At 69.4% G+C, this 22,204-nt stretch carries 18 protein-coding genes and 1 pseudogene; 6 read left to right on the top strand and 13 right to left on the bottom strand.

Going from position 1 to position 22,204, the window contains the following annotated elements; translation table 11 throughout:
* Positions 1-634: hypothetical protein (locus tag ACILRB_RS12860; protein WP_395666690.1), on the top strand; the 634-nt coding region annotated here is incomplete at its 5' end.
* An 18-nt stretch (positions 635-652) separates the two neighbouring features.
* Here the strand turns inward: ACILRB_RS12860 and ACILRB_RS12855 are convergent.
* From ACILRB_RS12855 to ACILRB_RS12835, 5 genes are all read right to left on the bottom strand, one after another.
* The gene (locus ACILRB_RS12855) at positions 653-1,183 is read right to left on the bottom strand and encodes a YqhA family protein (RefSeq protein ID WP_395666689.1); all 531 of its coding nucleotides are present in this window, start codon (positions 1,181-1,183) and stop codon (positions 653-655) included.
* A gap of 125 nt (positions 1,184-1,308) precedes the next feature.
* Positions 1,309-1,536, bottom strand: coding sequence for a hypothetical protein (locus ACILRB_RS12850; protein WP_395666688.1), 228 nt, complete (start codon positions 1,534-1,536; stop codon positions 1,309-1,311).
* A gap of 233 nt (positions 1,537-1,769) precedes the next feature.
* A complete protein-coding gene (locus ACILRB_RS12845; protein ID WP_395666687.1) occupies positions 1,770-3,002 on the bottom strand; it encodes a M48 family metallopeptidase in 1,233 nt (410 codons plus the stop codon).
* A 164-nt stretch (positions 3,003-3,166) separates the two neighbouring features.
* Complete coding sequence (irrA, locus tag ACILRB_RS12840) at positions 3,167-3,691, bottom strand: iron response transcriptional regulator IrrA (protein WP_395666686.1); 525 nt, start codon at positions 3,689-3,691, stop codon at positions 3,167-3,169.
* A 489-nt stretch (positions 3,692-4,180) separates the two neighbouring features.
* Positions 4,181-4,537: a phasin gene (locus tag ACILRB_RS12835; protein WP_395666685.1), complete on the bottom strand. Its 357-nt coding sequence runs from the start codon at positions 4,535-4,537 to the stop codon at positions 4,181-4,183.
* A 386-nt stretch (positions 4,538-4,923) separates the two neighbouring features.
* Between ACILRB_RS12835 and ACILRB_RS12830 the strand changes: the two genes are divergently transcribed.
* Both ACILRB_RS12830 and ACILRB_RS12825 read left to right on the top strand, forming a co-directional pair.
* The gene (locus ACILRB_RS12830) at positions 4,924-5,700 is read left to right on the top strand and encodes a PRC-barrel domain-containing protein (RefSeq protein ID WP_395666684.1); all 777 of its coding nucleotides are present in this window, start codon (positions 4,924-4,926) and stop codon (positions 5,698-5,700) included.
* A 470-nt stretch (positions 5,701-6,170) separates the two neighbouring features.
* Positions 6,171-7,736: a porin gene (locus tag ACILRB_RS12825; protein WP_395666683.1), complete on the top strand. Its 1,566-nt coding sequence runs from the start codon at positions 6,171-6,173 to the stop codon at positions 7,734-7,736.
* Between the two features lie 327 nt (positions 7,737-8,063).
* On the opposite strand, the pseudogene ACILRB_RS12820 reads toward ACILRB_RS12825, so the two are convergent.
* A pseudogene (locus ACILRB_RS12820) lies at positions 8,064-9,682 on the bottom strand (aldehyde dehydrogenase family protein).
* Positions 9,683-10,285: 603 nt separating this feature from the next.
* On the opposite strand from ACILRB_RS12820, the gene ACILRB_RS12815 reads away from it, so the two are divergent.
* On the top strand, positions 10,286-10,918 hold the full coding sequence (locus ACILRB_RS12815) for a response regulator (RefSeq protein ID WP_395666682.1): 633 nt from the start codon (positions 10,286-10,288) through the stop codon (positions 10,916-10,918).
* A gap of 78 nt (positions 10,919-10,996) precedes the next feature.
* Here the strand turns inward: ACILRB_RS12815 and ACILRB_RS12810 are convergent, their stop codons facing one another.
* Positions 10,997-12,421 (bottom strand): hybrid sensor histidine kinase/response regulator, encoded by a 1,425-nt coding sequence (locus ACILRB_RS12810; protein ID WP_395666681.1) that lies wholly within the window; start codon positions 12,419-12,421, stop codon positions 10,997-10,999.
* Entirely contained in the window at positions 12,408-13,553 is a 1,146-nt protein-coding gene (locus ACILRB_RS12805; protein ID WP_395666680.1) for an FIST N-terminal domain-containing protein, read from the bottom strand. Before ACILRB_RS12805 ends, ACILRB_RS12810 begins: the two co-directional genes overlap by 14 nt.
* 305 nt (positions 13,554-13,858) lie before the next feature.
* On the opposite strand from ACILRB_RS12805, the gene ACILRB_RS12800 reads away from it, so the two are divergent.
* Positions 13,859-14,164, top strand: a complete 306-nt coding sequence (locus ACILRB_RS12800) for a hypothetical protein (protein ID WP_395666679.1) — start codon at positions 13,859-13,861, stop codon at positions 14,162-14,164.
* On the opposite strand, the gene ACILRB_RS12795 is transcribed toward ACILRB_RS12800, so the two are convergent.
* From ACILRB_RS12795 to ACILRB_RS12775, 5 genes are all read right to left on the bottom strand, one after another.
* Positions 14,119-14,982, bottom strand: coding sequence for a metallophosphoesterase family protein (locus ACILRB_RS12795; protein WP_395666678.1), 864 nt, complete (start codon positions 14,980-14,982; stop codon positions 14,119-14,121). The genes ACILRB_RS12800 and ACILRB_RS12795 overlap by 46 nt on opposite strands.
* Positions 14,979-15,959: a diacylglycerol/lipid kinase family protein gene (locus tag ACILRB_RS12790; RefSeq protein WP_395666677.1), complete on the bottom strand. Its 981-nt coding sequence runs from the start codon at positions 15,957-15,959 to the stop codon at positions 14,979-14,981. The genes ACILRB_RS12795 and ACILRB_RS12790 overlap by 4 nt, the downstream gene beginning before the upstream one ends.
* A 37-nt stretch (positions 15,960-15,996) precedes the next feature.
* Entirely contained in the window at positions 15,997-16,755 is a 759-nt protein-coding gene (locus ACILRB_RS12785; protein WP_395666676.1) for a phosphatase PAP2 family protein, read from the bottom strand.
* Positions 16,756-16,835: 80 nt separating this feature from the next.
* Complete coding sequence (locus ACILRB_RS12780; RefSeq protein WP_395666675.1) at positions 16,836-18,530, bottom strand: cation:proton antiporter; 1,695 nt, start codon at positions 18,528-18,530, stop codon at positions 16,836-16,838.
* 116 nt (positions 18,531-18,646) lie between these two features.
* On the bottom strand, positions 18,647-20,257 hold the full coding sequence (locus ACILRB_RS12775; RefSeq protein WP_395666674.1) for a sensor histidine kinase: 1,611 nt from the start codon (positions 20,255-20,257) through the stop codon (positions 18,647-18,649).
* Positions 20,258-20,843: 586 nt separating this feature from the next.
* Here ACILRB_RS12775 and ACILRB_RS12770 point away from each other — a divergent pair.
* Positions 20,844-22,169 carry a UDP-glucose dehydrogenase family protein gene (locus tag ACILRB_RS12770; RefSeq protein WP_395666673.1) on the top strand — a complete coding sequence of 442 codons (1,326 nt, stop codon included), beginning with the start codon at positions 20,844-20,846 and terminating at the stop codon, positions 22,167-22,169.
* Positions 22,170-22,204 lie beyond the last annotated feature (35 nt).

Genomic DNA, 22,204 nt, shown 5'->3' with positions numbered 1-22,204 from the left:
GACGCAAAAGCCCCCGGCGGCGCATGAAGACCCGCTCGCCTACGTCGCGCGCTACGACGGCGGGCCGTGCTTCGCCATTCTTTCGGCGACGGCTTCGGCGGGATCGGCGCGGATCGAGGCCGTCGGCGCCTTGCGCGAAGCGTTCGAGACGCTCAACGAGGCTTTCAGGAACGCCTTCGGCTTCGAGGCCGAGATCAAGGCGGCGCTGGCGACGCGGGCGCAATGCGCGGCGATCGACTTCTTCAGGGCGGCCGCGGACGGGCGCGACTTCGCGCCGAAGATCGAACTCGCCTCGGCCTTCCCGCACGCCGGCGCGCCGCTGACGGGAAGCGTGACGAGCCCCGCCGGCCGCGCGCTCGCCGCGGTCTTTGTCGACCCGGCGGGGCTCGCGCAGGGCGCCGAGACGCCGCCCGCTTCGGGCCGCGGGCGCGCCTTCAGCCTGACGCCGCCGCGCGCGAAGGAGTCGGCCGAGCTTCAGCTTCTGCTGCTCGTATCGAGCGCCGCGCCGCTCGCCGCGCTGCGGCCGGGCCGGCCCGCGCCCGCGGAGGCCATGCTGTCGGCGGCGCGGGCGGAGGCCGAGGCGCGCGGCGACAGGCTCGGCGTCGGCCTCGCCTATTTCTATGTGACGGACTGAAGCAGGAGCCTCGGCCCGTCAGTGCTTCGCCTGCGCGGCGATGCGGTCGGCGAGGGCGAGCAGCACCATGACGACGGCGAAGGCCACGAGACAGCCGACGACCCAGGCGAGTTCGGTCGGGTTGAAGTCGCCGTCCAGCCGAAGCAGGCGTTCGAGCACATTGACTGCGGTGATGGCGACGATCGAGCTGATGAGCTTCTGCTTGAGGCCGGCGAAGCCGATCTGCACCAGGCCGTCAGGCCATTCGGGATGGTCCGCGAGATTGATCGGCCGGACGAAATTCTCGAAGGTCGAGCAGATCACGATCAGGATCAGATTGGCCGTCAGCGAGAAATCGACGAGGCTCAGGATGCCGACAAGCACGTCGGACTGGGAGGCCGAGCCGAGCGACGCCACGAATCCCCAGAGCTTGACGCCGAATTTGTAGAGCAATGCGACGAGGCCGAGGACGAGGCCGGCGAGAAACGGCGCCATCAGCCAGCGACTGCCGAAGAACAGACGCTCGATGCCGCGCTGAACCGGGTTTCTCTGGCGCTGGGCCGAAGTCATGAGCGGTTTTCCTGACACGCGAGCACGTTCGCGCCCGACGCGGACGCGGCGACTCAATGCCATGGGAGCTCGGGCCGGGCAATATGCGACGGCGCGCCCCGTCCGCGGCCGCTCCGGCGACCGGCTCAGCTCCGGCGCGGCGCGGCCTGGCGGCAGTCGGCCTTGGCCGCGGCCGCGGCGCGGGCGAGCGAGGCCTCGACCGCCGCCTCCGGCGCGACGCAGACGCCCGAAGGCGGGGGCCTCGCCGCCGCCGGTTCGGCAGGCGCAATCCGGGGCGCGGCGTTCGGCGCGGGCGGCGTCGCGAACTGCGGCGCGGAGGCGAAGAACGCGAAAACGGCCATCAGAAGCGTCATGCTGTTCCCCGTTGGTCCCTCTGGCCTCGCCCGCGCGCAGCCTTGCCCATGCAAGGTCGTTCGTTCATGCAAGGTCGTTCGCTCATGCAAAGTCGCTCGTTCATGCAAGGCCGGATGTGACGAACTCTTGAACGACCGCGCGAAATCTGCGCTTGCATGTTGCGCGTCGATTTCTGCAGACGGCGCGGCCTTTCGCAAGAGGAAAGTGACGCGACCTGCGCGGCAAGACCCATTCAGGTCGAGGCGAGCCGGGTGACGCGCTCGGGCACGGGCGGGTGCGAATAATAAAATGCGGCGTAAAGCCAGTCCGGCGTCAGCGTCGAAAGATTGTCGCGCGAGAGGCGGATCAGGGCGGAGGCCATCGGCTCGGCCCCGAGCAGGTCGCGCGCGAAGGCGTCGGCCTCGAACTCCGCGCGGCGCGACAGCAGGTTGAACAGCGGCGCGGCGAGGCGCGCGACGGGGGCGGCGGCGATCATCACGATCGTCAGCACGACGGCCGGGTCGGCGGGCAGGGCGAAGGCGCGGGCGAGCGCGTCGGAGCCGAAGGCGAGACCCAGCGCCGCGAACAGGACGGCGAGCGCGACCGCCGTCTGGACGAGCCGCCACATGATATGGCCGAGCTTGTAATGGCCGAGCTCATGGGCGAGCACGGACAGGATTTCGTCTTCGGAACAGCGTTCCAGCAGCGTGTCGAAGAAGACGATGCGCTTCGCCCGGCCGAAGCCCGCGAAATAGGCGTTGCCGTGATTCGAGCGCCGCGACGCGTCGATCACGAAAAGCCCTTTCGCGGCGAAGCCGCAGCGCGCCAGAAGCGCCTCGACGCGCGCCTTGAGCCCGCTCTCGGGCAGGGGGCGGAAGGCGTTGAACAGCGGCGCGATCCACAGCGGAATGACCACGCTGAGCGCGCAGACGAGCAGAAAAGCGCCGGCGAAGCCAAACAGCGGCCACGTCCGGGGCAGCGCCGCGACCAGGAGGAAGAAGGCGAACAGCAGCGGCGCGCCGAAGGCGAGCTGAAGCGCCGCGGCCTTGATCTGGTCGAGCGCGAAAAGGCGCGGCGTCGTGCGGTTGAAGCCGAAGCGGGCCTCGATCCCGAAGGTGCGGATGATCGCGAAGGGCAGGCCGAGAAGCCCGTTGACCGCTCCAAAGACCAGGACGAACAGGACCGAACGCGACAGCCCGGGCTCGGCGAGGCGCGCGGTCAGGGCATAGAGCGGCGCCGTCAGAACCGTCAGCCAGAGAATTGCGACGGCCGCGTCGAACGCGGCGGCGACGGCGCCGAATCGCGCATTGGCGACGGCGTAGTCGGCGGCGCGCTCATGTTCGGCGCGCGTGACGAAGGCGCGAAAGGCTTCGGGCGTGCGCGCCCGCGCCCGCGCCACGGCGCCGATCTGGCGGCGGCGCAGATAGAGATCGAACGCGGCCGAAAGGACGATCGCGGAGAGAATCAGCGCGGCGACGGGGCTCAAGGCGGTCTCCTTCTCGCGATGGGCGGTCAGGACGGGCGCGGCCGAAGCGCTTCGGGCGGCCGTGTCCATGCGCCTGACACGAAAAAGGCGGCGGACATGGCCCGCCGCCGCGACATTTCATTGAAGACCGGAGCCCGGCTTTGAAGGCTGCGGCCGGCGCGCGCCTATTCCGCAGCTTCGGCGTGGTCCTGGGCGTCGAGGTTCGAGGCCGGACGCGGGCGTGCGAAGGCGCCGTCGCGTGCGGCGTTTTTCGGCCTCAGCCTGACCACGAGGTCGACGCGGGCGATCTCATAGCCTTCCGGCGCTTCGATCCCTTCGGCGACGCGCGAGCAGCTCGGGCCGATGTCGGTGACCGCGCCCGTATCCTCGTAGAAGAAATGCGAATGGTCGCTTGTGTTGGTGTCGAAGACGGTCTTGCCGCCCTCGATCGCAAGGCTTCGGATCAGGCCGACCTGAGCGAAGAGGTTGAGGACATTATAGACGGTGGCGAGCGAGGCGGGCATGCGCGCCGCCTGCGCCTCGGACGCGAGGGCGTCCGCCGTCAGATGGCGGTCGCCTTTCCCGAACAGGAGCTTGGCGAGGCCGAGGCGTTGCCGCGTGGCGCGCAGGCCATAGCGCTCCAGCATGGCGCGACCCTTGAACGGCGGGCGCCCCGCGACGCAGAGGTCGTTTCCCTTGGTCTCAGACATGGCGCAACAGCCCTCAGCGACGGCGCAAATTCATCTCAATGTATAGAAAGCCGTTTTTGCCCATGACACAATCAAAAAGATGGGTATTAGAGCAATTCTAACGCTTTCCGGCCGGGGCAGCCGCCGCGCGCGGTTCGTGGCGCTTGGCAGGGGCGTGGCGCCGCGCGCCGCATGCGACGTTTCGCCGCGATTGCGGCGACGCAAATGAGGGGATGAACGATGGGAGGCGGCGACGCGACGCCGCGGGCGAAGAAGCCCAAGCCCTGTGCGGCCCCAACCCTGTGCGGAACAAGCCCTGCGCGCCGGGCCGGATGGAGCGGCCATGAAAAACGGCCCGGACCTCGCGGCCAGGCGCGGGCGCTTCGCCCATTGGGTGATGACGAAGATTGCTGGCGGAGATTGCTGACGGACGAAGGCGCTTCGCCTTCGTCGCCGCCCGATCGGCGCGTCCGTCCCCGCGGCGGCGCCGAAGCCTGTCCCGCGTCGGGCTTACTTCTTGGCGATGGACTGGAAGGCGGCCTGGGCCGATTCGCCGAACTCCTTGGCCTGGGACTGGATCGCCTCGAGCTGGGTCTTGGCGAATTCCGCCTGCAGGCTGAAGACTTCCTGGACGTCCTTGGCGTGCAGCAGCTTCTGGGCGAGGTCGAAGGCGGCGTTCACATTGCTTTCGGCGAAGGTCATCGCCTTGGTGACGGCCTCCTTGGCGGGCGTCGGGATGGCGTCGGCCGAACCGGTCGCCTTCTGGGCCGCGCCGATGAAGCCGAGAAAAGCTTCGCGCGCCTGCTCGAAGTTCTTTTCCGCCATGTCGCGAAACTGCGTGGGAATCTGCTGGGGCATGTCAATCATGGTCCGTCTCCTGTGAGGGATAAGCGCGGCGGCGGAAAAGGCGCGAGGGGGGGAAGCGTTGTCCTTGGCGTTGTCCGTTCGGCCGTGAAGGCGGGCGCGTCGCAGCTTTATGAAGAGCCGCGTTGTGCGACATCCTCATGATAACGCGAATCTTTCGCATCAGGGCGAAACGGCGGCATTGTCACAGAATTTGGAGATGGGCGCCACCCTGTTTTGCGGCGGCCTCCCGCGCGGGGCGCGGGCCTTCGGCCGGTCGAGCGCCGCCGGCCGGCGATCGAAGCCTGTCGGAAGACGGCGGCGGCTGCGTTAAGAAGAGGCTGCGGCCGCGGATTCGCCGCGCGTTCGGGGCGGCGCGCCGCGGCGATCATGACCAGAGAGGGAGCGCCATGCTGTTCGTCGCATCGGTATTGAAGGGGTTTTCCGTCGTCGCCGAAGACGGCGAGATCGGCGCGCTCGACGACATTCTGTTCGACGACCAAAGCTTCAGGGCGAAATGGATGGTCGTCGAGACGGGCGACTGGCTGCCCGGACGCAAGGTGCTGATCCATCCGTCCGCCTTCGGCCAGCCGGACCCCGTGGCGCGCACGGCGCCGGTCGAGCTGACGAAGGCGCAGATCGAGAGCGCGCCGGACCTTGGCTCGGACCAGCCCGTGTCCCTGCAGATGCAGGCGCGTCTTTATGATTATTACGGCTGGGATCCGGCCTGGGGCTCGAGCTTCTTCGGCTTCGGGGCGATGGCGCGCCCGTTCGCGGCGCCGCCGATCGACGGCGACTATGCGCCGGTCGAGGCGGCCGAGGCCGAAGCGTTCCCCGAGCGCCAGGATCCGCATCTGCGCAGCGCCGCCGAGGTCGAGGGCTACCATATCGAGGCGACCGACGGCGAGATCGGGCATCTCGACAGCCTCGTGCTCGACCATGCGAACTGGGACGTGCGCTATCTCGGCGTCTCGACCAGCAACTGGTGGGGCGGGCGGCAGGTGCTGATCGCGCCCTTCGCCGTGCGCGACATCGACTGGGCCGAGCGGCGCGTGCGCATCGACATCGCCCGCGCGCAGGTGAAGGCGAGCCCGGCCTATGATTCGGTCGAAATGGTCGACGAAGCCTATGAGCGCATGCTGCACGGGCATTACGGCTGGCCGGGCTACTGGTATTATCCTGAATAGACGACAGCGTTGTTTTTAATACGCTTGCGCTTCTGACGCGCGGCAAGAAAAACATGCGGCGGCGCAGCAGTCGAGCCCGTGTCTGTTCCGTCCGGGTTGCTGGACGGAACAGCGTCTTTGTGCGGCGCGCAAAGGACAGTTGCGCAAATGTCGCACCGTTTGGCGCTTTATTTCAGAAGCCGTCCGTCACGTTGACAGCCCCGTGAGCCAATTGTACCGATAACTATGAGCTTCGACGTATAGCGTATGGTCTATGCGTTTCCATACGCAGCTTCTGCGGCAACTGAACTAGATTAAGCCGTTTCACGTAGAAGGCCCAGGTTAGAAGAAAAGAAACCATACGGGCTTTTCTCAAGCAGAAGAAGCAAAAACGAAGCGGCTATGCTCGCCGGCAGGCGAATCGATGGGGAGAGATTATGTCTAACCGGATCTTTAAATCGGGAGGCCGCCGGGCCGGCGTGTATGCGGCCATGGCCGCGCTTCTGGCGACGACGCTCGTCGGCTCGACCGTCGCGCGCGCCGACACCACTGAGGACCTGCTTGAGCAGCTCAAGGCCAAGGGCATCCTGACCAAGGGCGAATATACCAAGCTCAAGGATCGCCATGCGCGCGAGAAGGCCGCCGCGAAGTCGACGGCCGTCGCCACGGCGCCGTCCGGCGGCAACGGCCGCTACGTGACCGCGATCGACAAGGGCATCGGCATCCGCATTCCCGGCCAGCAGATCGTCACGAAAGACAATGGCGTCGTCTCGGTCGGCGACGTCGACATCAAGATCTCGGGCAACCTGATCTTCTTCGGCGTCGAGCAGTTCAAGACGAGCCTCGCCGGCACGGCGAACGACGTCGGCGGCATCGCGGGCGGCTTCGCCAGCGCCGGCAGCACGATGAACAACGCCAACGCGATCCGTTCGGGCCTGCTGCCGAGCGCCTTCGTCGTCAGCCTCGCCACCAACCAGATGGGCTACGATCTCGGCTTCACCCTCGGCGTCTACACCGGCGGCAACAACGTCAACGTCGGCGCGTTCAACGCCAACAACGCCGGCTACGCCACCGCGCTCGGCACCCCCGGCATCGACCTTCGTCAGATTTTCGGCACCATCGGCACGCCCGAGTGGGGCACGTTCAAGATCGGCCGCGACCTCGGCGTCTTCGCCGGCGACGCCATCCTGAACGACTTCACGCTGCTCGGCGTCGGCACGCCCGCCGGCACCGCCCAGCCCGGCAACACGACGCTCGGCCGCATCGGCGTCGGCTACGTCTACGCCGACTGGATCCCGCAGGTCAGCTATACGACGCCTGACTGGAACGGCTTCACCGCCACCCTCGCCATGATGACGCCGTACAACGCCATCAACTCGACCGGCACCGGCGGCGTGCTCAACGGCGTCGACCTTGGCGCCGGCGTGATCTCGGCGGGCAATTTCGCGGGCGGAGTCGCGGGCGTCGTGAGCTCCGGCACCATGACCGCGCATGACCAGCCGCAGTTCCAGGGCCGCATCAAATATGTCGGCAAGTTCGCGCCCGACATCAAGCTCACCGCCTGGACCTCCGGCGTGACGCAGCAGCAGCGCGTCGAATATGGCGACCTCATCAACGCCACGCCCGGCACGCGCGTGCGCTCCTCGGCCTTCGACGGCGGCGCCCGCCTCGACTGGGGTCCGGTCAGCGTCATGGGCTATGGCTACTGGGGCTCGGGCCTCGGCACCACCGCCCTGTTCTGGAGCGGCATCGCGCCCGACGGCTCGACCCGCACCTCCTACGGCTGGTTCGCCCAGGCCCAGTACACCTTCTTCGACCGCCTGAGCGTCGGCGGCAGCTATGGCGCGAGCATCCTCAACGCCAACGGCTTCGACTATACGCAGCCCTATGCGACCTACATGCTGCGGTCGAACCAGTCGGCGGTGGGTTTCGTCCGCTACAAGCTGACGGATTGGGTCGCCTTCCAGGGCGAGTTCATCAACACGCTCTCGACGAACCAGTCGGGCGGCCGCGCTCGCTCCAACGCCGTCGTCGGCGGCACGACCTTCTTCTTCTGAGCCGAAGACGACTTTCAGTCCCGACGCCGCCCGGTTCTTCCGGGCGGCGTTTTCTTTTGCGCGAGGCCGGGCGGCGGCTTCGCCCGGGCTTCGCCCAACGTCCGCGACGGCGCCGCGCGCGGCGACCCGGCGGACAGGGCGCGTCCCGCCGTGCGGCCGCGCGCCTGTCCTCGATGAAAGGCGCGCGGCGAAAGCCTCGCGCGGACATGGCCGGGCGCGGCGCATCGGACGGGCGCGCGTCGCACAAAAAAGGCCGGCTTCGAAAAGCCGGCCTCGTTTTCCTCAGAATGGCCGTCCGCGGACGCCGCCGCGGGAGGCCGACCGGCCTCAGAAGAAGCCGAGCGCCTTGGGCGAGTAGCTCACCAGCAGGCACTTGGTCTGCTGGTAATGCTCCATCATCATCTTGTGATTCTCGCGGCCGATGCCGGACTTCTTGTAGCCGCCGAAGGCCGCATGCGCCGGATAGAGATGGTAGCAGTTGGTCCACACGCGGCCGGCCTGGATCGCACGGCCGAAGCGATAGGCGCGCGTGCCGTTGCGGGTCCACACGCCGGCGCCGAGGCCGTAGAGCGTGTCGTTGGCGATTTCGAGCGCTTCTTCGTCGGTCTTGAACTTCGTGACCGAAAGGACCGGCCCGAAGATCTCCTCCTGGAAGATGCGCATCTTGTTGTGGCCTTCGAGCACCGTCGGCTGCGCATAGAAGCCCTTGGCGAGGTCGGGGCCGAGGTCGGCGCGCCCGCCGCCGGTCAGCACCTTGGCGCCTTCCTGGCGGCCGATGTCCATGTAGGACAGGATTTTTTCGAGCTGGTCGTTCGAGGCCTGCGCGCCGATCATGGTCTGCGGGTCGAGCGGATTGCCGAGCTTGATCGACTGGACGCGCTTGACGGCGCGCTCGATGAAGCGGTCGTAGATCTTTTCATGGACGAGCGCGCGCGAGGGGCAGGTGCAGACCTCGCCCTGGTTCAGCGCGAACATCGCGAAGCCTTCGACCGCCTTGTCGAAATAATCGTCGTCGGCGTCGGCGACGTCGTCGAAGAAGATGTTCGGGCTCTTGCCGCCGAGCTCGAGCGTCACCGGGATGATGTTCTCGGAGGCGTATTGCATGATCAGGCGGCCGGTCGTCGTCTCGCCGGTGAAGGCGACCTTGGCGATCCGCTTGCTCTGCGCCAGCGGCTTGCCGCATTCGACGCCGAAGCCGTTGATGACGTTGAGCACGCCGGGCGGCAGCAGGTCGCCGATCACGTCCATATCCGCTTGCTCTGCGCCAGCGGCTTGCCGCATTCGACGCCGAAGCCGTTGACGACGTTGAGGACGCCGGGCGGCAGCAGGTCGCCGATCACGTCCATCATCACCATGATGCTCATCGGCGTCTGCTCGGCCGGCTTCATGACGATGCAGTTGCCGGCGGCGAGCGCCGGCGCGATCTTCCACACCGCCATCAGCAGCGGGAAGTTCCACGGGATGATCTGGGCGACGACGCCGAGCGGCTCGTGGAAGTGATAGGCGACCGTGTCATGGTCGATCTCGCTGATGCCGCCCTCCTGCGCGCGCAGCACGCCGGCGAAATAGCGGAAATGGTCGACGGCGAGCGGCAGGTCGGCCGCCTTGGTCTCGCGGATCGGCTTGCCGTTGTCGATGGTTTCGACCATGGCGAGCAGGTCGAGCTTCTCCTCGATGCGGTCGGCGACGCGCAGCAGGATCAGGGAGCGCTGCGCCGGCGACATCTGCGCCCATTTCTCGCGGGCGGCGTGCGCGGCGTCGAGGGCGAGTTCGACGTCCTCGGCCGTCGAGCGGGCGATGGTGCAGACGACCGAACCGTCGACGGGCGAAATATTCTCGAACGTCTGGCCCTTGACCGCGGGCGTCCATTTGCCGCCGATGTAATTGTCATAGTGCGGTTTGATCGCGATCTGATCCTTGAGGTCGGCCAGAAGCTTTTCCGTCATATATACCTCCCATTCGACGAGTTTTTCGTCGTCAACGACGCTGGCCGCACGATCTTTGTTGCGTTGCAGCAAGCGTTTCCAAACGTTTCATCGTCAAGACTTGGCTTTTCCGGCGTCCGCCGAGTTGAAGCCAGTCGTCTGTACACAAGACGAATTACGGTTCGTCTTTTTTACTTATGGCGCCTTTTACGCATGGCGCCAAAGAGTTCGGCGCGTCACCCTGGATTTGCTCCCTCGCGGCGCATGGAGCGCCGGCGGAGCGCCGGCCGGAGGTTCGCCGCGCCCGGAAAATCATCGGCCCTCCCCGACGGAGTTCGGCTTTCCTGAAGCTGGATGGGAAGGGCGCCCGGCCGGCGCAAAACAGCCATTCGCCGGCGGCCGAGTTCTCCTACCATGCGGCCGGCCGCATCATGATCGCACACGCCTGACGCAGGATCGTGGAGACACGATTTCTGGCGAAGACAGGCGCGAAGTTTAATGACGGCGGCTCATTTCACGCTATACCCTAAAGGTCGCAGCCATGCTTTCGTCGCGGGCCGGCGCAGCCGGCGACGGAAGGATTAGGACGACGCGTCAGGGAAGCGCCGGGAGGCGTTGCATGCGATGACGAAGGTACTGATCGCCGACGACCATCCTGTTTTCCGTCAGGCGCTCGGCGACATGGTCGGGAAGCTCATGCCCGGCCCGGAGCTCGCCCGCCTCGAGGCGGCCGACCGCGCGCAGCTCTTCGAGATCGTCGAGCGGGAGGACATCGACCTCATTCTGCTCGATCTCGGCATGCCCGGCATGACCGGGCTGCCCGAGCTCGTCGCCATCCGCAACATCGCGCCCGCGACTCCGGTCGTCATCGTCTCGGCGCTCGACGACGCGACCGTGGTCAATCAGGCGATCAATTGCGGCGCGGCCGGCTTCATTCCGAAATCGGTCTCCATGGAGGAGCTCGCCGGCGCGTTGAAGCAGGTGCTCGACGGCGGCGTCTATGTGCCCTGCGCCGACGATCCGCGCGGCGAGCGGCGCCAGGGCGCCGAGACCGGCGCGCTGACGCCGCGCCAGCTCGCCGTGCTGGGCCTGCTCGCGGCCGGCAAGTCCAACAAGGAGATCGCGCGGGCGCTCTCCATCAGCGACCTCACCGTGAAAGTCCATATCACGACGATCTTCCGCAAGCTCGGCGTCGCGACGCGCACCCAGGCGATCGTCGCCTTCCAGCGCGAGCGCTCGCAGTTCGTGAACCACTGATTTTTCCAAGGCGCGCGCCGGCGCGCCGGCGCGGGCTCGGGGTCTGTTTGAGCCGGCGCGTCAGCCTGGGCTTTTGATTCAGTCCGGGGCGCGCGCGGCGAGCGCGGTCAGCATCGCGCGCAGGCGCATGGGCGGAGCGGATTTCGACAGGAAGCTCAGGCCGTCGCGTTGCAGGCTGCGGCGCAGCTCCTCGCTCGAATCGCTCGACATGATGAGCGCCGGAAGCTTTTCGCCAAAAGCGTCGCGCATCATGCGCAGGGCGTCGGCGCCGGTCAGCCCGTCGTCGAGATGATAGTCGGCGATGACGAGCCGCGGCGACTTGCGCGCCGCGCGCAGGGCGGCGATGGCCGCCTTCGGCGAGCGCACCTCGATGACGATCGCGCCCCAGGAGCGCAGCAGGGCGGCGAGCGCGTTGCGCAGCCGCATGTCGTTGTCGATCACGACGACGCAATGCCCGCTGAGCGAGGCGGCGGCGACCTCGGCCCGGCGCGGCGGCTCGGGCTCGGGCGCGCTCTCGCAGAGCGGGATGCGCAGGCTGAAGCAGGAGCCGCGCCCCGGCGTCGAGGCCGTGCCGATGCGCGCCCCGATGAGCCGGGCGATGCGCTCGGTGATGGCGAGGCCGAGGCCGAGGCCGCGCTCGCCCTCGCGCGGGGCCGCGCCGAGCTGGCGGAACTCCTCGAAGATCACGCCGAGGTCCTCGGGCTTGATGCCGACGCCGGTGTCGCGCACCTCGATCGAGACCTCGTCGCCGCGCCGCCGCGCGCCGAGCAGGATGCGCCCCTGCGCGGTGTAGCGGATGGCGTTCGACAGGAAATTGCGCAGCACCCGTTCGAGCAGCACGCGATCGGTGCGCGCCGTGAGATTCGCCGGCACCATGCGCAGCGAGAGCCCCAAAGCTTCGGCCTGCGGCTCGTAGTCCTGGCGCAGGCGCTCGAACAGCGGCGCGAGCGGGGTCGGCGCGATCTCGACCGGCCAGACGCCGGCGTCGAGGCGCGAGATGTCGACGAGCGCGCCGACGAGCGCGTCGACCGTGTCGAGCGAGGCGCCGATCGAGCCGATGATCTCGCAGCCGCGCTCGCTCGAAACATGCTCGCGCAGCATGTCGAGGAACAGCCGCGCGACGATCAGCGGCTGGTGCAGGTCGTGGCTCGCCGCGGCGAGGAAGCGGGTTTTCGAGAGATTGGCCTTCTCGGCCTCGCCCTTGGCGAGCAGCAGCGCCTTCTCGGCGGCGCAGCGGTCCGAAATCTGCTGGAACAGCTGATGCGTCAGGTTGGTGAGCTCGGCGGTGCGCTCGGCGACCCGGTTCTCGAGCGTGATCGCCGCCTGGAACAGGGTGAAGGCGTTCGCCCCGCGCGCGCTCATGTCGTTCTCGACGCGGTCCATCAGCACGGTGTTGACGCGCTTCAGCCGCGCGATCTCGACCCGCAGCGCGGCGGCTTCGTCGTCGTCGGCGCCGCGTGGGCGGAGCCAGTCTTCGTCGGCGGCGCGTTCAGACGTCGTCATAGGGCTTGCCGATCGCGAGCGCGGTGAAGGTCTGGTTGAGATGCATGCCGGCGAACTGCTCGCCGTAGGTCGAGAAGCCGATGACGTTGTTGGCGGCGAGGATCTCGCCGGCGAGCCGCTTGGTCTGCGCCTTTTCGAGCGCCAGCGAGCGATAGATGCAGTCGAAGCCGATCACGAGCTCGGGCCGGCCGAAGCTCTGGTTCACCGATTCGAAGAAGGCCGTGAGATTGGGCAGCACCGCCTCGCTCTTGGCGATGCGCAGCACCACGCCTTCGTCGATGGCGCAGAAGAAGCTCATCGAATCGTCGCAATGCGCGGCCTGGATCGAGCGCACGTGGAATTCGCCGCCGACCTTGACCATCAGGGGATAGGCCGAAAACACCGAAGGCGTCAGGCTGCGGTCGGGCAGGTTGAGCAGGCGGGCGTATTCCCGCGCCGCAGGCTCTCCGTTGAGCTCATAGACCTTGCGCGTGAGCGGATCCGCCCTGGTCACGACCATGCGCTCGTCGGAGCCGACGAAATGCTGGCATTTGACGATGCGGAACGGGGCCCTGATCTTGACCGCGGTGAGCAGCGCGGCGTCAGGGTGGAAGGCGCCGTCGCAATAGACGAACGCGCCGGTCAGGCACAGATTGTCGCCGGCCGAGGCGCCGATCAGCGGCGCCATGTCCATGAGCTTGTCGAGCGAGGCGAGCACCACCTCCTCGTTGCGCGACATGCCGTCGATCAGCAGCATGGCGAAGGAGTCGCGCGGGTCGAGCTCATGGCCGCGCCGGGCGAGCGATTCGACGACCTTGCGCGTCGCCGCATGGCCGTCCGACATCTGGAAACGCGACAGGTTCGGAATCAGCGCCGTCGCCGCGCAGCAATGCGACCTGGCGATGCTGAAGCCGGTGATCGAGCCGTCGAGATAGCCGACCGGCGAGATTTCGCCGGCGGTGGTGCAGCCGATCACGTCGACGCCCGCAAACAGCGCCGCAAGCTCCGGCTCGAGCGCGGCGAGGTCGAAGCTGTAGGAGCAGAAGAACACGACGAGCCCGATGTCGGGCTGGGCGACCGCCGCGGCGAACTCGCGCGCGGCGGCGACCGGGTCGGGCGCCGTCGAAAATCCGCGTCTGATGGCGCCGTTCAAGGGAGTCGGCCCGAATCGGCGCAGCGACGGCCGCTCGCGCCCTGTCGGGCGTTCGCGCCAATCTGTTCCATTCGAGGCGTCGACCCGCATCCGTGAAATCCGCGACGCATGGGCGGGGGCTCCGGGGCGGCGGGCGCGCCCCGCCGCCCGCTAGCCTTGGCGCGTTTCGCGCCGGCGCGCAACCTCCGGCGCCGAAATCGGCGAATATCGGACGCGCCCGCGCCGCGGGGACTTACATAAGGCGCGGCGTCTTTCTATGTAGAGGCGCTCGCCCGCGCATGGGCGACCGATCGACGGGGGCCCCGATGAAGCTTTTCAGCGCACTTCTTCTCGGCGCGAGCCTCTTTTGCGCAGGCGTTTCCGGCTCGGGCTTTTTGGGCGCGTCGCCGGCTGAGGCCGCGCCCCGCCGCGCGCCGCCCGCGCCGCCGCCCGACGCCGCGCCGCCGGATTTTTCGCAGGAAGATTACCGCTACGACTGCCCGCCGGGCTATTCGACGCAGCAGCAGCAGCGATACAAATATGACTGCGCCGGCACGGTCGGCCGCATGGGCCTCGGCGCGAGCCCCTATCGGCCGGAAGGGCCGGGCAACGTCGTCACCTCGCCGTTCTGAACGCCGGCGCGGCGGCTCTCGGGCGCCCCGCGCCGCGTGAAAACCATCGTGCGCGCCGGCGCGAAGCCTTCCCCGGTCCATTCGTGCGGCGTGACCTCGATCGTTCCGGGCCGCGCGTCGATCAGGCTGAAGCAGGGCGGGGCGCCGCGCGTGCGGCGCGACAGCGTGCCGGCGCCGACGCAGAGGCTGAGCCCGTCGCCCCAGGGCAGGGCGAAGGCGAAGGGCTGGTGCACATGGCCTGTCAGAATCAGGTCGACGCCCCCTTCGGCGAGGAGCCTTGCCGCGGCCATGCCGCGATGGACGGCGCCGCTCACCGCGGCCGCCTTCGGCTCGACCAGCGGATGGTGGCAGACGAGAATCTTCAGCGCGTCGCCGGCCGCGCGCATGTCGGCGACGGCGCGGCGCGTCTCGTCGAGGCGGATCGACCCCTTCGACCAGTCGAGCCGCGCCTGCATTCCCCGCGCCGTGTTGAGCGCCCGCGCGTAAAGCCCCGGCAGGCGGATTTCGCCGCGCGGACAGCCGACATAGGCGTTGAAGCGCCCGAACGGCGCGAACAGCCGCGCCGCCACGTTCCACAGCGGCGCGTCATGATTGCCGGCGGTCGCGATCTGCGGCTGCGGCAGGCGCGCGAGCCAGGCCTGCGCCTGCACGAACTCGCGCGAGCGCCCCTCGAACGTGAGGTCGCCGGCGACCGCCGTCAGATCGGGGGCGAGCGCCTTGAGCGCCGCGACGACCGCGTCGGCCGCCGCCTCGTCCTCGCAGCCGAAATGCGGATCGGCGAGATGGGCGACGCGCAGGCGCGGCGGGCGCGCGCTCATGAGCCGCGCGTCTCGGGCACGGCGGCGACGGAGGGCGCGTCGGCCCCGACGAGCGCGTAGAAGGCGTGGGGGACGAAGCCGATTTCGGCCGTGTCGGCGATGCGGTGGGCCTCGCCGTCGAGCATGCAGGGAATCGACTGGGTCGCCGTGATCTCGGCGGTCCGGCAGCATTGCGACAGCACGGCCGGGTCCGCGCGCCAGTCGCCGAACAGCGAGGCCGCGCCGATCCTGAACACGTCGGCGGCGTGGCGCGGGTCGAGCGCCACGGCCTCGAGCGCCGAGCCGTCGAAACAGGCGTCGGTCATCAGCGGCGAGACGAGCGCCAGCGCCTCGGCCTTCTGCCGCGCCCCGCCGTCGAGACGGTAGCGCAGCCGCCGCTTGAAGGAATGGGCGAGGGCGCGCCGCGCGCGCGCCAGCGCCTTGAGCGGCTGGCCGCGGCGCAGGGCCTCGCGCGCCGGACCCCACAGCGCCGGCGAGCCGAGGATGGCCGCGACATAGAACGGGCTGCCGTTGACCGTTCCGCCCGGCACGGGCCGGACGACGCCGTTTGAAAGCGCCGCCTCCAGCGCCTCGCGCCAGGGCGCGCGGCCGTAGAGCGCATAGGGAAGCATGTTCATCGTGCCGCCGGCGAGCGGCGCCACGAGCGGGCCGTCGGCGCCGCACAGCCCGGCGGCGTAGCGCGCGGTGCCGTCGCCGGCGAGAGTCACGAGAAGGTCGGGCGCGCGCGACGCCGCCTCTTTCACGGCCGCAGGCATGTCCTGCGGCGCGACGCTTTTGACGTCGGCTTCGATCGAGAAGCGATCAAGGATGGCGCGCAGCGCGTCGGCGGCGCCGGCCTCGACGCCGCCGCCCGCCTCGTTGACGACGGCGGCGGCGCGGCGAATCTGCGGCGGGGCCCCGGCAAAGACCCTGCGTTTTGCGGGCGTGGGCGGGCGGGGCGAGGCTGCGGCGGCTGAAGCGAGGGCGTCTGCGTTCATGGCGCCATAACGCCGCGCCACAGCCGGACGTTCCCGCTCAGGACCGCTCCGGCGGCGCGGCCGCCGGGTCGGGCGCGTCCTGCGGCGCGGCCGCCGGGTCGGGCGCGTCCTGCGGCGCGGCCGCCGGGGCGGGCGTGTCCTGCGGCGAATCCGCCGGGGCGTTCGCCTCGCGCAGCGCGGCGCCGGCGTTCGCCGTCTCGGGCGCGACCTCCCTGACGACGATCCAGAAGGCGAGCGCCCAGGCCGCGCCGGCGGCCCAGCCGGCCGCGACGTCGGAGGGCCAGTGGACGCCGAGATAGACGCGCGAGACGCCGATCGCCACGACCACGATCACGGCGAGCGACATCAGATAGAGGCGCGCGGCCCGCGCGCGCTGCGTCTGCGCCAGGATGGCGGCGACGGTCAGATAGGCCGCCGCCGAGATCATGGCGTGGCCGCTCGGAAAGCTCGCGCTCCAGCTTTCCGTCAGATGCGGCACGACGTCGGGCCTGGCGCGATGGAAGCCCGACTTGAACGCGGCGTTGAGCAGCGCCGCGCCGCCGACGGCGCAGACGAGGATGGCGAGCGCGCGCCAGCGCCGCGCCAGCGCGAGAAAGCCCGCGGCGGCGAGCGTCAGCAGCCACAGGACGGTGAAGCCGCCGAGCGCCGAGACGTCGATCGCCGACTGCAGCATCCATGGCGGGCCGATGGGGACGGCGAGATCGCCCGGCGTGCGCAGGGCCATGAGCAGCCGCCGGTCGACGCCCTCGGACGCGCCGTCCTGCGCAAAATCGACCAGAAAGACGAACACCGCCACGCCGGAGACGCACAGCAGCGCGACGAGCGGCTGGAAATCGCCCTGCGCGACGAGCGCGCGGGCCAGTCTGGCGAACGTCTTCAGGCGGCCTCGACGACGGTCGCCCGCGTCTCATGGGCGAGCGCCCATTCCATCGCCTTGCGGCGGTCGATGCCGACGGCGCACAGCACCTCGACGGCGAGATCGAGGCCGGGCGGCGTCGAGACGTCGATCACCGGAAACATCCCGAGCTCGCGAAAGGCGTCGCGCTCCTCGATCGTTTCGGCGACGCTCAGGCGCTTGATATGCGGGAAGAAACGCGCCGTGAGCGGGGACAGGTCGCGCGAGACCGGAAGGTTTGGCGTGGTGATGACGACGATCTTGCGCCCGCGCAGTTCGAGCGGGTCCCAAAGGCGCGGATCCGAGGCGTCGCCATAAAGCACGTCATAGCCGTCGGCGTTGGCCTCGGCGAAGGTCTTCTGCTTCTGCTCGACGGCGGCGTAGGCGATGTCGAACTCGGTCAGGGCGTCGGCGACGGTGCGCCCCATGCGTCCCATGCCGACGATCAGCACGGGCGCGGCGAACTCGCGCGAGACGAGCTCATGTTCGGTCTTCGAGGCCGCGCGCGCGCGCAGGCGCCCGGCGATGGCGCGGCCCGCCCGCGCCAGAAAGGGCGTGAGCGCGAGGCTCAGCGCCACGGCGGCGATGACCACCGCGCTCGCGCGCGCGCCGATCATGAGCCGCATCGGCGCGAGGCTCAGGATCACGAAGGCGAACTCCGAGCCCTGGGCGAGCAGGAAGCCGAGTTGCAGCGAGCCCGGCGCCGACCAGCGGAAGATCAGCCCGGACAGCGCGTTGGTCACGATCTTGACGGCGATGATGGCGGCCGCGACGGCGAGGATCGCCGGCCAGTGGACGGAGAGCGCGTGCAGGTCGAGCGACATGCCGACCGAGATGAAGAAGAAGCTCAGCAGCAGGTTGCGGAACGGCTTGGTCTCGGCCTGGATGATCGGCCGGTAGGGCGTCTCGGCGATGATCACCCCGCCGAGAAAGGCGCCGAGGGTGAGCGACAGCCCGACCGTGCCGGTGGCCCAGCTCGCCGCGAGCGCCACGAGCAGCGCGCTCGCCGTGAACACCTCGGCGTTGTCGGTGCGGGCGATGAGGTCGAACAGCGGGCGCACCACCATGCGCGCGAGCAGGAAGGCGACGCCGAACGCCGTCGCCGCCTTGACCACCGCCATGGCGAGCTGCGCCGCCATGTCGTCGCTCCCGCCCCCGAGGGCCACGACGACGATCAGCAGGAAGATGGCGGCGATGTCCTGAAAGATCAGGATCGCCGTGGCGGTCAGGCCGACGGGGCAGTTCTGCTGGCGCCGTTCGGCGAGCAGCCCGGCGACCACCGCCGTCGAGGACAGGGCGAGCGTCGCGCCGAGCAGCAGCGCCGGCAGGAGCGGGAAGCCGAGCGCCAGCGCGCCCGCGCCGAGCGCGAGCGCCCCGAGCGCCACCTGCACCGGGCCGAAGCCGAAAATGTCGGCGGCCTGCTCGCGAATGTGCCTGAGCGAGAAATGCAGGCCGATGTCGAACAGCAGGAACACCACGCCGAGCTCGGCCAGAAGCTCGATGGTCTCGTTCTTGGGGTCGACGAGGCCGCTCGCCTTGGCGGCGACGCCGAGCGCCAGATAGCCGACGATCGGCGAGAGGCGCAGGGCGCGGCTCGACATGGCCGCGACGACGCCGAAGAACAGCACCAGCACCAGGGGCTGGAGCGCTTCGACGATGGCGTGCACATGGTCCATGAAAGCGTCCGCCGCGCAGCCTGCGCACAAACAGGAGAATTAAGGAGCCCCGCCCGGGCGGGGCCAGAGTGCGGCGCGCGGCCCGGCGACGCAAGCGTAAAACGCCGCGGCGCGCGTCAGGCTTTTTCGTAGCGCGCGACGCGGCCCGCCTCGCGCATGGGGGGCTGCGCCGCGTCGTCGGGCGCGAGCGCCGGCAGGACGATCACGAATTTCGCGCCGGGCGGCTCGCCCGAGCCTTCGGGCGCGGGCGGCGCGAGCGTCAATTCGCCGCCATGGCCGCGCACGAGATCGGCGGCGATGACGAGCCCGAGCCCGGTGCCGCCCGCGCGATCCGCGGTGAAGAAGGGCGCGAACAGCTTTTCGCGCGCGGCCGGCGGCACGCCGGGCCCCGTGTCCGACACTTCGATGACCGTGCGCGCCGCGTCCTCGCCCTGCGGCGGGGCGGCGCGTCCGCGTCGCCCCTGCGGCGGCGCGGGCGCGGGCAGGCGCTCGAAGGCGCGCACCACGATGCGCGCCGGCCAGCCGGGCGTCGGGCCCGCGCTCTGCAGCGCCTCGGAGCCGTTGCGCAGCAGATTGACGAGCACGCGGAACAGCTGCTCGGGGTCGGCGCAGATCTCGAGCCGGCCCGGCGCGTCGTTGACGATCTCGACGCGCGGCGCCTGCGGCCGCACGTTCTCGATCGCCTCCTCGACGAGCGGGCGCAGCAGGATGCGGCGCGGCTTCGGCGGCTCGTCGACGGCGCGTCCATAGGTCATGGTCGCCTGGCAGAAGCGGATCGCCCGGTCGAGGGTGGCGACGAGCTTCGGCGCGATGCGCTGCGCGAGCGGGTCGGTGACGTCGGCGAGGCGGTCGGACAGGAGCTGCGCCGAAGACAGCATGTTGCGCATGTCATGGTTGATCTTGGCGACGGCGAGGCCGAGCGCCGCGAGATGCTTCTTGTGGTTCAGCTCGCGCACGAGCGATTCCTGCATCACGGCGAGCGCCTCCTCGGCGCGGCCGATCTCATGCGTCGCGCCCGAGGGCGCGATGATCCGCTGGGCGTTCTCGGGGTCGGAGCCGAAGTCGGCGATGTTGTCGGCGAGGCGGCGCATCGGCCGCAGCACCATGACGTTGACGGCGATGGTCGCGAGCACGGCGACGAGGGCGGCGATGACGAGGGTGATGGCGATCAGCCGGCGCGCATAGGCGTTCATGCCGCGCTTGAGCGCCGCCTCGTCCATGGTGATGGCGAGGGCGTCGCCGGCTCTTGGCGCCTCGCCGAGCACGGTGATGACGCGGCCGGGCGGGGCGAGCAGCGTTTCGAGCGCGTCGAGCGGCGCGCCGAAAAAGCCCTGTTCGCGCAGGTCGTAGACCGCGTCGACGGCGAGCGGCGGCTCGGAGGCGGCGAGGATGCGCTTGGTGCCGCGCGAGCTCAGCACGATGACGCGGGCGCCGACGCTGTCGAGCAGCTGGCGCGACAGGTCGGGCGGCGTCATGGCGCTCGGCGAGGCTTCGAGCACGAGCGTCGCCGTATAGGCGGCGGCGAGGCGGTTGTGCAGCCAGTAGGAGCGATAGTTCGAAAGCGCCGGCAGATAGAACAGCGCGGCGGCGACGACCACGAAGACGCTGTTCAGCGCCAGCACGCGCGCGCCGAGGCCGAAGCGCGGCCGGGGCCGCGCCGTCCTGCCCGGCCGGCGCGGGGCCGCGTCGCCCGGCGGCGTCGCGAGGGGGCGCTGGAGCTCGTTCACCGAAGCCGCTTCCAGGATCGAGGGAGGCCGGCCGCGCGGGGGCCGGCCGGGCGTGGACGTGACGCCGCGCGGCGGGGCGGCGCATCGGGCGACAGGCGCGGCGGCCGCCGCCTCGCGCGCGGGGCGCCGGAGCCTCGACCGTCGGGACATGGCGCCAGCCTGCGGCTCAATCGTCGGCCTCTGATGATTGTGTGAAAATATTATTATTCACAAGGAAAATCCATCGGCGCGGCGAGCCTGAACCCTAGACCCAGTCGCGCCCCGAGGAAAGCGCGGCGCGGCGGGAGACGCAATGATTCAAGAGCCTGCGCGATTTCGGGACGGGCGCCGCGGCCCGGCCGGCGGCGGCGCGGCGGTGCGGCTTGCTGACGCGGCCCTGGCCTTTTGAACGACAAAATGGCGCCGCACCATGCGTTTCGCCGTCATGCGACGCAAATCCCGGTTGCTTCAAGCCGCCTTGCCGGCGTGGTATGCGTCCTGCTACTGCGAGACGCCCCGGCGCGGCGCGGCGGGGGCCGCCGGACGACAAAGCCGAAGCGGCCGGCCGCGTCCGGCGTGAGCCATCGGTCATCTTGGGGGACGCAATATGCATATCGCTATGGTCGGCTCGGGCTATGTCGGCCTCGTTTCGGGGGCTTGCCTCGCTGACTTCGGTCATAACGTGGTGTGCGTCGACTCCGACCTCAAAAAGGTGGAGTCGCTGAAAGCCGGCAAGATGCCGATCTTCGAGCCGGGCCTCGCCGAGCTCGTCGCGAACAACGTTCGCCACAACCGCCTGTCCTTCACCACCGACCTCGTCGGCGCCGTCGGCAAGGCCGACGCCGTGTTCATCGCCGTCGGCACGCCCTCGCGGCGCGGCGACGGCCACGCCGACCTCACTTATGTGTTCCAGGCGGCGCGCGACATCGCGGCCGGGCTCAACGGCTTCACCGTCGTCGTCACCAAGTCGACCGTGCCGGTCGGCACCGGCGACGAGGTCGAGCGCGTCATCCGCGAGGCGCGCCCCGAGGCCGATTTCGCCGTGGTCTCGAATCCCGAATTCCTGCGCGAAGGCGCGGCGATCGACGACTTCAAGCGGCCGGACCGCATCGTCGTCGGCGTCGAGGACGAGCGCGCCGAAGGCGTGATGCGCGAGGTCTACCGCCCGCTTTATCTCAACCGCGCGCCCTTCGTGTTCACCAGCCGGCGCACGTCCGAACTCACCAAATATGCGGCGAACGCCTTTCTGGCGACCAAGATCACCTTCATCAACGAGGTCGCCGACCTCTGCGAGAAGGTCGGCGCCAACGTCCAGGACGTCGCCCGCGGCATCGGCCTCGACAACCGCATCGGCGGCAAGTTTCTGCACGCCGGCCCCGGCTATGGCGGCTCCTGCTTTCCCAAGGACACGCAGGCGCTGATCAAGACCGCGCAGGACTATGACTCGCCGATCCGCATCGTCGAGACGGTCAGCGCGGTCAACGACCAGCGCAAGCGGGCGATGGCGCGAAAAGTGTTCGCGGCCTTCGGCGGCTCGGCGCGCGGCAAGACCATCGCCATGCTGGGTCTCACCTTCAAGCCCAACACCGACGACATGCGCGACTCGCCGGCGATCTCGATCGTCACCGCGCTGCAGGACGGCGGCGCCGTCGTCAAGGCCTTCGATCCCGAAGGCATGGAGCAGGCGAAGCTCGTGCTCGACGGCGTGACCTATTGCGACGACCCCTATTCCTGCTGCGAGGGCGCCGACGCCCTCGTCATCGTGACGGAATGGGACGAGTTCCGCGCCCTCGACCTCGAGCGCGTCAAGGGCCTGCTGACGAGCCCGGTCATGATCGACCTGCGCAACATCTACGATCCCGTCGACATGGCCCGCAAGGGCTTCGACTACGCCGACGTCGGCCGCGGCGGCAAGGCCCCGGCGAGGGCGTGAGCCCCGCCCGGGAAACGCGCGCCCCCTGAGGGACG

The organism is Methylocella sp. (assembly GCF_044226135.1).
Taxonomy (GTDB): Bacteria; Pseudomonadota; Alphaproteobacteria; order Rhizobiales; family Beijerinckiaceae; genus Methylocapsa.
The sequence above is the reverse complement of the archived record's forward strand: the minus strand, read 5'-3'. Positions and strand labels throughout refer to the sequence as shown.